This window comes from Achromobacter sp. DMS1, from assembly GCF_001270295.1.
Map to the genome: position 1 here is coordinate 1 of NZ_LHSJ01000117.1, position 12,154 is coordinate 12,154.

Annotated in this window: 7 protein-coding genes and 5 pseudogenes; 6 read left to right on the plus strand and 6 right to left on the minus strand. The window is 67.9% G+C overall.

Translation table 11 applies throughout. The features are described from left to right. From AD428_RS14640 to AD428_RS14650, 3 genes are all read right to left on the minus strand, one after another. A partial coding sequence (locus AD428_RS14640; protein ID WP_053245657.1) for a c-type cytochrome occupies window positions 1-1,307 on the minus strand: 1,307 nt, incomplete at its 3' end. Between the two features lie 13 nt (window positions 1,308-1,320). Continuing rightward, on the minus strand, window positions 1,321-3,096 hold the full coding sequence (locus AD428_RS14645; RefSeq protein ID WP_053245658.1) for a GMC family oxidoreductase: 1,776 nt from the start codon (window positions 3,094-3,096) through the stop codon (window positions 1,321-1,323). A gap of 3 nt (window positions 3,097-3,099) precedes the next feature. Then, window positions 3,100-3,813 carry a gluconate 2-dehydrogenase subunit 3 family protein gene (locus tag AD428_RS14650; RefSeq protein WP_053245659.1) on the minus strand — a complete coding sequence of 238 codons (714 nt, stop codon included), beginning with the start codon at window positions 3,811-3,813 and terminating at the stop codon, window positions 3,100-3,102. Window positions 3,814-4,110: 297 nt separating this feature from the next. Between AD428_RS14650 and AD428_RS14655 the strand changes: the two are divergent. Continuing rightward, window positions 4,111-4,482 (plus strand): annotated as a pseudogene (locus tag AD428_RS14655) (isocitrate lyase/phosphoenolpyruvate mutase family protein); the annotation flags it as partial. 56 nt (window positions 4,483-4,538) lie between these two features. Further along, entirely contained in the window at window positions 4,539-5,342 is an 804-nt protein-coding gene (locus AD428_RS14660; protein WP_053245660.1) for a lyase family protein, read from the plus strand. A gap of 298 nt (window positions 5,343-5,640) precedes the next feature. Here AD428_RS14660 and AD428_RS25100 read toward each other — a convergent pair. Beyond that, window positions 5,641-5,843: pseudogene (locus AD428_RS25100) on the minus strand (MFS transporter); the annotation flags it as partial. A 188-nt stretch (window positions 5,844-6,031) separates the two neighbouring features. On the opposite strand from AD428_RS25100, the pseudogene AD428_RS14665 reads away from it, so the two are divergent. Beyond that, window positions 6,032-6,912: pseudogene (locus AD428_RS14665) on the plus strand (LysR substrate-binding domain-containing protein). 151 nt (window positions 6,913-7,063) lie between these two features. On the opposite strand, the pseudogene glpK reads toward AD428_RS14665, so the two are convergent. Continuing rightward, window positions 7,064-8,578, minus strand: a pseudogene (gene glpK / locus AD428_RS14670) (glycerol kinase GlpK). Next, window positions 8,565-9,947 carry a DHA2 family efflux MFS transporter permease subunit gene (locus AD428_RS14675; RefSeq protein WP_235490346.1) on the minus strand — a complete coding sequence of 461 codons (1,383 nt, stop codon included), beginning with the start codon at window positions 9,945-9,947 and terminating at the stop codon, window positions 8,565-8,567. Before AD428_RS14675 ends, glpK begins: the two are co-directional and overlap by 14 nt. Window positions 9,948-10,133: 186 nt before the next feature. Between AD428_RS14675 and AD428_RS14680 the strand changes: the two genes are divergently transcribed. The 3 genes and pseudogenes from AD428_RS14680 (at window position 10,134) to panC (ending at window position 12,117) form a co-directional block, all read left to right on the plus strand. Continuing rightward, window positions 10,134-10,322: a DUF3460 family protein gene (locus AD428_RS14680; protein WP_053245662.1), complete on the plus strand. Its 189-nt coding sequence runs from the start codon at window positions 10,134-10,136 to the stop codon at window positions 10,320-10,322. Window positions 10,323-10,337: 15 nt separating this feature from the next. Continuing rightward, window positions 10,338-11,228 (plus strand): segregation and condensation protein A, encoded by an 891-nt coding sequence (locus tag AD428_RS14685; RefSeq protein ID WP_053245663.1) that lies wholly within the window; start codon window positions 10,338-10,340, stop codon window positions 11,226-11,228. A 38-nt stretch (window positions 11,229-11,266) separates the two neighbouring features. After that, a pseudogene (gene panC / locus AD428_RS14690) lies at window positions 11,267-12,117 on the plus strand (pantoate--beta-alanine ligase). The last annotated feature ends 37 nt before the right edge of the window (window positions 12,118-12,154 follow it).

Sequence of the window (12,154 nt, forward strand, 5' to 3'; positions counted from 1 at the left end):
CGGGCCGGCGCGGCCGCCGCGCCGACGTCCTTGCGCACCTTGGCCACGTCGGACGCGGTAACGGCCGCGCCCTTGTTGCCCCAGCTCGCGCGCACGAAGGTCACGACATCGGCCACTTCCTTGTCGGTCAGGCGCCAGTCGAAGCCCGGCATCGCATAGCGCGTGGGCGCCGCGCCGGTGCCCGGCATCTGCGCGCCCTTGAGCACGATGTGGATGAGCGAGGTCGGATCGGCCGAGTTGACCGTACTGCTCAGCGCCAGCTGCGGGAAGGTCTGCTCGTAGCCCTTGCCGGTGCTGCGATGACAAGCCGCGCAGTTGTTGAGGAAGGTCATGGCGCCGTCGCCCTGGTCCTTGCCGGTGCGCAGCGCCTGCGCCACGGCCGGGTCGTACGTCAGGGCCGCGGCCGCGTCCTTGCGGGCGGGCGGCAGGCTCTTCAGGTAGGCAGCGATGGCGTTCAGGTCCTCGTCGGTGAGGTGCTGCGTACTGTCCGAAACCACCTGGGCCATGCCGCCGAAGGCGGCGGAATGCCCGTTGCGCCCGGACTTCAGGAAGGCCACGATGTCTTCCTTGCTCCAGGCGCCCAGGCCGTCCACCGGATCGCCGCGCAGGTTCTTGGCCAGCCAGCCCTCGACCACGCCGCCGGACAGATAGTCGGAGCCGTCGGCGTCGGTGAGCGCCTTCTCCTGCAGCGCGAAGCCGCGGGGCGTGTGGCAGGTGCCGCAGTGGCCCAGGCCCTCGACCAGATACTGGCCGCGCAGCAGCGCCTGCTTGTCCGCGCCGTCGGGCACGGTAACGGGCGCGGTCGCGACGTCGGGCGCGAACATCCAGCGCCACACCGCCAGCGGCCAGCGCATGGAGAGCGGCCAGACGATGTCCGTGTCCTTGTTCTCCTGCCTGACCGGCTGCACGCCCTGCATGAAGTACGCATACAGCGCCTTCACGTCGTCGGGCGACATCCTGGCGTACGAGGGATACGGCATGGCCGGATACAGCGTGTGGCCGTCCTTGGATACGCCATGGCGCACGGCGCGGTCGAAGTCTTCCAGGCTGTATTCGCCGATGCCGGTTTCCTTGTCCGGCGTGATGTTGGTGGAATAGATGACGCCCAGCGGCGAATCCAGACCCAGGCCGCCCGCAAAGGGCTTGCCGTCCTTGGCGGTGTGGCAGGCGATGCAGTCGCCCGCGCGGGACAAGTATTCGCCTTGCTTGACGAGCTGCGCGTCGGCCGCGGCGGGCGTGCCCTCGGCGGCCCAGGCGGCGCTTGCGGCGCACAGAGCGAGGGCCGCGGCTATGGTTTGCTTCATCATGACGCGTCCCTCCTCAAGCCTGGACCAGCGGACCGGGGTTCTTCAGGTACTGCTCGCGAATCGCCTTGGCCGACCAGAACGCCAGGGCGCCGACCAGGCCGGTCGGGTTGTAGCCCATGTTCTGCGGGAACACGCAGGCGCCCATGACGAACACGTTGGGCACGTCCCAGCTCTGCAGGTACTTGTTGACCACGCTTTCCTTGGGGTTGGCGCCCATGATCGCGCCGCCCGTGTTGTGCGTGCTCTGGTAGACGCGCGTGTCGTAGCGGGCGCCCTTCTTGCGCACGGCCACGAAGTGCTTCTCGGGATTCATGGCCTTGGCCACTTCCTCCATGCGCTTGCCCATGTAGGCCAGCATGTCGAACTCGTTGTCATGCCAGTCGAAGGTCATGCGCAGCAGCGGCTGGCCGAAGCTGTCCTTGTAGGTCGGGTCCAGCGACAGGTAGGCGTCGCGGTACGACATCACCGATCCGGAAATGCCGATGGTCAGGAACCGCTGGTAGGCGTCCTGCACGCCGGCCTTCCAGGCCGTGCCCCACGCGGGCGTGCCCGGCACCGTGGGCGTCTGCTTGATGGGGCGCCCGCCGTAGCGCACGTGGCGGATGCTGGCGCCGCCGACGAAGCCCAGCGGCCCGTGGTCGAACTGGTCGCCGTTCAGGTCGTCCATGCTCACGCCGCCCGCGCCCGTGCCCACGAAGGGATTGAGCTGGGTGCCCTTGGGCAGCAGCACGTTCACCGCGCCGTTCATCTGGTAGGCGTAGTTCTTGCCCACCACGCCTTCGTTGGTCTTGGGATCGTAGGGCTTGCCGATGCCCGAAAGCAGCAGCAGGCGCACGTTGTGCATCTGGTAGGCCGACAGGATCACCAGGTCGGCGGGCTGTTCCACCTCGCGCCCCTGGGCGTCGATGTAGGTCACGCCCACGGCCTTCTTGCCGGAAGAGTCCAGGTTGACCTTGATCACGTGCGAGTGCGTGCGCAGCTCGAAGTTCGGCTTCTTGAGCAGCACCGGCAGAATGGTCGTCTGCGGCGAGGCCTTCGAGTACATGTAGCACCCGTAGTTCTCGCAGAACCCGCAGAAATTACAGGGCCCCAGGCGCACGCCGTACGGATTGGTGTACGGGCCCGACGCATTGGACGCCGGCGCCGGATAGGGGTTGAACCCCACTTCGCGGGCGGCCTTCTCGAAAAGCTGCGCGCCGTAGGTGGTGGTCAGGGGCGGCAGCGGGTATTCCTTGCTGCGCGGGCCTTCGTGCGGATTGCCGCCCTCGACGATCTTGCCGTTGAGGTTGCCGGCCTTGCCCGAGGTGCCGCACACGTACTCGAACTTGGTGAAGCTGGGCTCCAGCTCGTCGAACGTGACGCCGAAATCCTGGATGGTCATGCCTTCCGGGATGAACTTCTTGCCGTAGCGCGTCTCGTAGCGCGTGCGCAGCTCCAGTTCCTCGGGCAGGATGCGGTAGTGCATGCCGTTCCAGTGGAAGCCCGCCCCGCCCACGCCGGTGCCCAGCAGGAAGGAGCCGTTCTGGCGATACGGCACGGCCACGTCGTCGACGCCATGCCGTATCGTCACGGTTTCCTTGGAGAGATCCTGGAACAGCTTGCCGCGCACCGAATAGGCGAGTTCGTCCAGCACCTTCGGATATTCCGCATCCGTGGGCGTGTCCTGCATGCCGCCGCGCTCCAGCGCCAGCACGTTCAGGCCGGCTTCCGTGAGTTCCTGGCCCATGATGGCGCCGGTCCAGCCAAAACCCACCAGCACGGCATCGACTTTTTCTTTCTTGATCGCCATCGCTCAGCCCCTTTCCCCGGAAATCGACACAGGGCCGTAGGGATACTTGACATTGGGCTGGTCGGCCCAATCCATGTAATCGCCACGCGCGCCCGGGAAACCCACCATCTTCCAGCCCACCATGCCCTTGTTGCCGCCGTACATCGGGTCGGCGAAGAAACCTTCCTTGGTGTTGGTCAGCAGGTAGCTGAAGAAGGTCTTGGCGGGCACGGTATCGAATTCGATCTTGCCGGCCTGCATGTCCTTCAGCACCTGCTCCTGGACCGGCTTGTCGAGCTCGGCGAAGACCTTGCCGTGCGTCTTCTTGCACCACGCATCGCAGGCGGCGATGCCGTGGCGGTACAGCTCGCGGGGGTTCTGGTTGAGCTGGTAGCCCAGCTCGGGCGCCACGTCGGGGTGGAACGGCCCCTGCATGTACCACAGCTTGCCGTGGCCATAGGGCGTTTCCATCTGGCGGTCTATGAATTCGGGCACGCCCGCCGCGACGGCGCCGGGACCGTACTGGTCTTCGGGAATCAGGTGATCCACCGCGGCCACGATGAACGCCCATTCGGGCTTGGTGAAATAGGTAGGCTCGTAGGCCTTTGCGGAAGCCGGCGCCGCCTTGTCGGCGGCGCTGCTACAGCCGGTTGCCATGGTGCCCACCGCAAGGGTGGAAGCAGGCACGATGGCCAGCGCCTGCAGGAAGCGCCTGCGCGGTTTTGCCTCGTCTGTCATAGACATCTCCGTGAAAAATTCCATGCTGTCACGCAACGACGACATGAATTTCGAACCACGAACTGCCGGAACGGTGACAACACGCTTGCAAAAAGAGCCTACCGGGAAAACCCGGAAGCGACCCCATTATGCGCGCATTACGGAGTGCAATAGGCGTAAAAATGGGCTCCAGTTTCAAAATTTGACAATGAAAGCGGGTTTTCGGCGGTTTTGAAAACAGTTTTCCATTCAGGTTTTCGTCATATTTCTATCCGCTTAAATCCTGCTGACGAATTCATTAAAAACGGAGAGATACCCATGCCCCCGAGCATTTCCGAAAAACGCGCCGCCTTCCGGGCGTTGCACCGGAGCGGCTGCTTCGTATTGCCCAATCCCTGGGATATCGGCAGCGCGCTCTTTCTGCAGCACCTCGGCTTCAAGGCATTGGCCAGCACCAGTTCCGGACTGGCCTGGTCCACCGGCCATGCCGACAATGCGCTGCCGCGCGATGCCGTGCTGGCGCACCTGCGCGAACTGGTGCGGGCCACGAGCCTGCCCGTCAATGCGGATTTCGAAAACGGATTCGGGGCCACGCCCGGCGAAGTGGCCGAAAACGTAGCCCTGGCGGTCGAAACCGGCGTGGCCGGGCTGTCCATCGAAGACAGCACGGGCGACCCGGCCGCCCCGCTGGGTTTCGACGGCGTGGCGAGAACTCGTACGACGCCAACCAGCTCGCGCAGATCGACGTGGGCGCGGAGGCGGCCGGCCTGGTCAACACCATGGCGCTGACCGTGGGCGCTTTCGTGCAGGATGTGCACACGCAATACCACCAGACGCGCCCCTGGCTCATGCTGCAGGAGGGCAAGCTGACGGGCACCAGCAGCATCATGCCGCAGAAGCGCAACCCGTATGCGCTCAACACGCTGCGCCTGCAGGCCAGCCAGGCCATCGGCGACGCGATGACCGCGCTGGTGGTGGCGCACAACGTCACGCCCGGCATGCCGGACTACAAGCGCGCGCAGGCGCAGGAGGCCGTGGATTCCGCCACCGAGATGTACCGGCGTCTGAGCGCCATGCTGGACGGGCTGGTGCTCAACTCCGGGCGCGCGCTGGAGGAGGTCAACGCCGAATACTCCACCACCACCGAGCTGGCGGACGTGCTGCAGCGCGACGCCGATGTGCCGTTTCGCATCGGCCACCATTTCGCCTCCGACCTCGTAACCTATGGCCGGCAGAACGGGCTGAAGCCGGCCGAGCTGCCGTTTGCCGAGGTGCAGCGCATCTATACGGAGGCGGCCCGCAGCTTCGGCATCGAGAACGCCAGGCTGCCGCTGACCGAGGCGGCATTCCGCAAGGCGCTCACGGCCGAGAACATGGTGGCTTCCAGCAAGGGCCTGGGCGGTCCGCAGCCGGCGGAAGTGGCGCGCATGCTGAAGGAGGCGCAGTCCAGCCTGGAGGCCGACCGCAAATGGTCGCAGGACGCGCGCGGCCGCCTGCAGGCCGTGCAGCAGCGGCTGGATGCCGCCTTCGGCAAGCTGGCCGGATCCTGAGCCCGCGGCTCAGTTCCAGGCCGGGAGGCGCCACCCGCCGCCGTTGGGCCCGGCGGCGCTCGCAGCGCAGGGGCCTGATGAGCGCCATCGCGTTGTCCTGCCGCGCCAGCCAGCGCAGGGCCGCCTGCGCCGGCGTCCTGCACCTTGCCGTCGGCCATGCCGTAACAGGCCGTCACGTCATGCATGGGGAGCGGCGCGGGCTATGCGCAGGCCGCGGCCGCGCGGGCGGGCCGCCGGTCGAGCTTCCAGCTCGCCAGCGCGACCGCCAGGCCGGTGAACATCAGCGCGATGGCAGCGTCTTGCGCGGCAGCCGGGTGGTGAGGATGGCCACGGGCGGCGCGCCCTGCGTGACGCCCAGGGCGTAGCCGGTAACGAGCAGGCCGCGCCCGACAGCGAGATGCCCGGGTCGGCGTCCACCTCGGGCAGCAGGCCCATGATGACGAACTCGGTGGTGCCGATGCCAAAGGCGCCGACGGCGGGCGCCCACAAGGCGACAGGCATGTGAACCTCCGGAAACGGAACGGGAAGGAGGCGGGCCAGCCCGGGCGGGGTAGGCCCATGGCGGGCGGGTCTGTCCGCGCGGCGGGACGGCCAGGCGCGGGCCCGCAAGCCAGGACTCGCATTCTGCGCCGGCTGATTCGTGAGAAAAACAGCTATAAAGAAAAAATGCTTATGACTTGGACTCAATGATGGCCTTGAATTCCGACGCGCTGCGGCTGTTCCTGGCGGTGGTGGACGCGGCAGCATGAGCGCCGCCGCCGAAATGCTGGGCCAGACCGCTTCGGGCGTGAGCCGCGGCCTGTCGCGGCTGGAGGAGCAGCTAGGCGTGACCCTGCTGTCGCGCACCACCCGGCGCATGGAGCTGACGGAGGAGGGCAGCCAGTTTCTGCAAAAGGCGCGCCGCATTGTGGAGTCGCTGGAAGAAGCGGAGGAATGCATGCGCATCATCCACCAGCAGCCCGCCGGACGCCTGCGCGTGGACGCGTCGGCGCCGGTGATGCTGCATTGCGTGGTGCCGCACGTGCGGGAATTCCGCGAGCGCTATCCGGCCATCCTGCTGGAACTCACCAGCAACGACCGCATCGTGGATCTGCTGGAGCACCGCACCGACGTGGCCCTGCGCGCCGGCCCGCTCACCGATTCCTCCCTGCACGCCCGTCCGCTGCGCCCCTCGCCCCGCTTCCTGCTCGCCAGCCCCCGCTACCTGGCCGGGCGCGGCGAACCCCGGCGGGTGGAAGACCTGGCCGGCCATGAACTGCTGGGCTTCACCCAGCCCGAAACCCTGAACGTCTGGCCGCTCAGGCACGAGGGCGGCTCGAGCTACCCCATCACGCCCACCCTGGCCACGTCTTCCGGCGAAACCCAGCGCCTGCTCGCCCTGGAGGGCGTGGGCCTGGCCTGCCTGTCCGAATTCATGGTGCGTCACGATCTGGCCCAGGGCCGGCTCGTGAAAGTCATGGAACACGCCTACACCGACTATCTCCAGCCCATGCACGCCGTGTACTACCGCAACACCCCGCTGGCCCGGCGCATCGCCTGCTTCCTGGATTTCCTGGCCGAACGGCTATAGCCCCGCCGCGCCGACGCGCGCCACTTGCTCCGCGAAAAGCGAACATTCCAACCCGAGCCGTCCCCAGGCCAGCGCCGGGGATCCGGCTCCGCTGGTCCGCCAGCGCAGCCCCTGGACGGGCCCCTTGGGCGGCCCCCCCCTGGGCGGCCTGCTATTCAGGCCGGGACCATCCTTTCGCCAGCTCACCGCCTGGCGCAGCGCGCGCATGCGGGCTTCGCGCACCGAGGCCGGCCAGGTGGGCTCGAAGCGGCGTTCGGCCTGCCATTTGGAAGCGAATTCTTCCTGGTCGGCCCAGAACCCCACGCCAGCCCGGCCAGTCCGGCCGCGCCGAGCGCCGTGGATTCGGGCACGCGGGGCCGCACCACCGGCACGCCCAGCAGGTCGGCCTGCATTTGCATGAGCAGGTCGTTGGGCGGCGCCGCCGTCGACCCGCAGCTCGGTGAAGTCGATGCTGCTGTCGGCGTTCATGCAGGCCAGCAGTTCCGCGCTTTGCAGCGCAATGGATTCCAGCGTGGCGCGCGCGAGGTGGGCGCGCGTGGTGCCGCGGGTGAGGCCCACCAGGTGCCGCGCGCATAGGGGTCCCAGTGCGGGGCGCCCAGGCCCGCGAAGGCGGGCACCATGAAGACGTCGTCGGTGTCGGCCACGCTGCCGGCCAGGGATTCGATTTCCTCGGAGCGCTGGATGATGCCCAGCCCGTCGCGCAGCCACTGCACCGCCGCGCCCGCCACGAAGACGCCGCCCTCCAGCATGTAGGTGGGTTTCCAGCCCGCTCCTTGTCCGTCCGGCAGGCCCCAGCCCACGGTGGAGAGCAGGTTGTGGCCGGATGCCACGGGTTTGTCTCCCACGTTCATCAGCATGAAGCAGCCGGTGCCGTAGGTGTTCTTGGCCATGCCGGGCGCGAAGCAGGCCTGGCCGAAGGTCGCGGCCTGCTGGTCGCCGGCCACGCCCGCGATGGGAATGGCGCCGCCCAGCCATTCGGGCTGGGTGCGGCCCACCACGCGCTGCTGGGCGCGATGGTCGGCAGCACGCTGCGGGGAATGCGCAGCAGCGCCAGGATGTCGTCGCTCCAGTCCTGCGTGTGCAGGTCGAACAGCATGGTGCGCGATGCGTTGCTGGGGTCGGTGCTGTGCACGGCGCCGCCGGTGAGCTGCCAGATCAGCCAGGTGTCGACCGTGCCGAAGGCCAGCTCGCCGCGTTCGGCGGCCTGGCGCGCGCCGGGCACGTGGTCGAGCAGCCAGGCAAGCTTGGTGCCCGAGAAATAGGCGTCCAGCACCAGCCCCGTGCGCGACTGCAGGAAATCGGCATGGCCGTCCGCGCGCAGCTGGTCGCACATCGGCGCGGTGCGGCGGTCTTGCCAGACGATGGCGCGCGCCAGCGCCGTCCGGTGGCCGCGCTCCCAGATGAGGGTGGTTTCGCGCTGGTTAGTGATGCCCAGCGCCGCCACGTCGGCGGCCGAGACGGCGGCGTTGCGCAGGGCCTCGCGCGCCACGTCGAGCTGGCTGTGCCAGATTTCGGCGGCATCGTGCTCGACCCAGCCCGGACGCGGGTAGAACTGGCGGAATTCGCGCTGGCCGACGCCGCGCACCGTGCCCTCGCGGTCGAAGACGATGGCGCGGGAGCTGGTCGTGCCCTGGTCCAGGGCGAGGACAAATTCATTCGTCGTCACTTTGTTTGGCGCCATTCAGGTGTGCCCCGGCCAGCGGCTCGAGGCGTCTAAAGGAGAAGACCGATGCTGCGCACAGCACGCCTATGACGATGAATCCGGCAACCACGTCGCCCACGGCAAGCCTGTCGGCGCCGCGCAAGGCCATGCTGATGTTCAGCGTAACCGCGGCCACCCCCACGCCCAGGCTGATGCCGAGCTGTTGCGCCATGGCGGCGAAGCTGCTGGCGCGGCTCATCATGGCCGGGGGGATGTCGGCATAGGTTAGCGTATTTACCCCCGTGAATTGCAGCGACCGGAAAAAGCCTCCCACCAAAAGAATGAGGATCATCAACCATACCGGCGTCTGCGGCGTGAAGCCGGCGCACAGGACGATGAAGCTGCCGGTAAGCACCGCGTTCACGGTCAGCACGCGCCGGAACCCGAAGCGGCGCACGATGGGCGTAGCGACGAATTTCATGAGCAGGGCGCCGGCCGCGCTGGCGAAAGTGATCAGGCCGGCCGAGAACGGCGTGAGCCCGAAGCCCACCTGCAGCAGCATGGCCAGCAGGAAGGGCGTGGCGCCCACCGCGAAGCGGCACAGGTTGCCCCCCAGGGTGGCGATGGCGAAAGTGGGCACCCGCATCAGGGACAGGTCGATGATGGGGCGGTCGCTGCGGCGGGCGTGGCGCGCATACAGCAGACCGCAGGCCGCGCCCAGCGCGATCAGGCCGAGCAGCAGGGGCAGCGGCATCACGTCGCGGCCGATGGCCTCGAAGCCGCTCACCAGGGAGGCCAGGCAGATGGCGCTCAGCAGAAAGCCGGGCCAGTCCAGCGGCGGGGTGCCTTCCTCGCGGATCTCGGCCACGCAGCGCATCACCAGCGCGATGCCCAGCACGCCGATGGGAATATTGATGAGGAAGATCCAGTGCCACGACATATAGGTGACCATGAACCCGCCCAGCGGCGGGCCGATCACGGGGCCGAGCAGCGCCGGGATGGACAGGAAAGACATGGCCTTGAGCAGGTCTTCCTTGGGCACCGTGCGCAGCAGGATGATGCGGCCCACCGGCACCATCATGGCGCCCGCCATGCCCTGCACGATGCGGGCCAGCACCAGCTGCACCAGGTCTTGCGAGAGCGCGCAGGCCACCGACGACAGGGTGAAAAGGCCGATGGCGGCCACGAAGACGCGGCGGGCGCCGTAGCGGTCGGCCGCCCAGCCGCTCACCGGCACGAACACGGCCACCGACAGCAGGTAAGAGGTAATGGCCACGTTCAGGCGCACCGGCGTGGACCCCAGCGCGCGCGCCATGGCGGGCAGCGCGGTGGCCACCACCGTGGCGTCCAGCATCTGCATGAAAAGCGCGCAGCCCACGATGAATGGAATCATCCGTGCCGCGCGCGCCGCGTCCGGGGGAGAGGACTGGCCGGGACGGGGGGCTGCTGCGGATTCTGCGGGCATGGGCGGAAGCGGTGCGGGAACGATCTGAGAGGGGCGCCTGACGATTGTAACGCCCGGGGAAGGGGCCCGCGTGCAGTAAACTCCCCCCATCTGAAACCCGCTGAAATTGGTGTCATGGCAAACAACTACCAATCCGAGATCACCCAGTTCCTCAACGAGTACAAGAAGTCCCACCCGGGCACCGAAGAGCGCCAGCGCGAAGGCCGCGCCCGCCTCTGGGACAAGCCCCAGGACCAGGAGCTGCTGGAGGGTTTCCGCGCCGCCCGCGTGCCGCAGAAGCCCTATGTGTATCAGGCCGACTGATACGCGCCGGCCGCCATGTCCCTGCCCTCGTCCGTTCCGGGCGACGCCCTGGCCGCGCTAGTGGAACCGCAGATCGACAGCACGCCCGACACCGTCGACAGCGTGGCCTTCGCTCGCCTGTACGGCGAGCCGCTGTTCCAGTTGCCGACCGACCTGTACATTCCGCCCGACGCGCTGGAAGTGTTCCTGGAAGCGTTCGAGGGGCCGCTGGACCTGCTGCTCTACCTGATCCGCAAGCAGAACTTCAACGTGCTGGACATCCCCATGGCGGATGTCACGCGCCAGTATCTGTCGTATGTGGAGCAGATCCGCATCCATAACCTCGAACTGGCCGCCGAGTACCTGCTCATGGCGGCCATGCTCATCGAGATCAAGTCGCGCATGCTGCTGCCGGTCAAGAAGACCGACACCGGCGAAGAGCCCGAAGACCCGCGCGCCGAGCTGGTGCGCCGCCTGCTCGAATACGAGCAGATGAAGCTCGCCGCGCAGAAGCTTGACGCCCTGCCGCAGTTGGGGCGGGATTTCCTCAGCAGCCAGGCGGTGGCCGAGCTCAACGTGGAGCGCGCGCTGCCCGAGGTCAGCGTCGACGACCTGCGCGCCGCCTGGGCCGACATCATGAAGCGGGCCCGGCTCAACCAGCACCACCACATCACGCGCGAGCAGTTGTCCGTGCGCGACCACATGACGCACATCCTGCGGCGGCTGAACGACGTGCGCTTCATGGAGTTCGGCGACCTGTTCATGGAGCGCATCCGCGAAGGCGCGCCGGCCGCCGTCGTCGTGGTGCATTTCATCGCCATGCTGGAGCTCGCGCGCGAATCCCTGCTGGAAATCACCCAGGCCGAACCCTACGCGCCCATCTACGTGCGCCTGGCCTACACCAGCGTGACGGCCGCCGCCGCCTGAACCCGGCCGGCCGCCGTTTCCCTCTCCGGAGAAACCCCTTGAAAGTCGTACACACCATCCAGGAATTGCGGGACCACCTGCGCGGGCAGAACCGGGTCGCTTTCGTGCCCACCATGGGCAACCTGCATGAAGGGCACCTCGCCCTCATGAAGCTCGCGCGCCAGCACGGCGACCCGGTGGTGGCCAGCATTTTCGTCAACCGCCTGCAGTTCGGTCCCAACGAAGATTTCGACCGCTATCCGCGCACCCTGGCGGCCGACATCGAAAAGCTGGAGCGCGCGCGCGACGTCTATGTGCTGTTCGCGCCCGACGAACGCGAAATGTATCCGGAGCCGCAGAACTTCCGCGTGCAGCCGCCCGACGACCTGGGCGACATCCTGGAAGGGGAGTTTCGTCCGGGCTTCTTCGCCGGCGTGAGCACCGTGGTGCTCAAGCTGTTCTCCTGCGTGCAGCCGCGCGTGGCGGTGTTCGGCAAGAAAGACTATCAGCAGCTCATGGTGGTGCGCGCCATGTGCCGCCAGTTCCAGCTTCCCGTGGACGTGCTGGCGCATGAAACCGTGCGCGCGGACGACGGCCTGGCTCTGTCGTCGCGCAATCGCTACCTGTCGGACGCCGACCGCGCCGAGGCGCCCGCGCTGTACGCCGAGCTGCGGCGCATCGACCAGCGCCTGGCCGCGGGCGAACGCGATGCCGCCGCGCTGGAGCGCGATGCCGCGGCCGAGCTGGCGCGCCGGGGCTGGCAGGTGGACTACGTGCGGGTGCGCCGCCAGCGCGACTGAAGCGCCCGCAGGCCGCCGACCTGCAGGCCGGCGAGCCCCTGGTGGCGCTGGCCGCCGCCAAGCTGGGCGCCACGCGCCTCATCGACAACCTCGAACTGGGGCAGGGCTGACGCGCCCTGGCCTGCGGCGGCGGATGCCCGCCCGGGC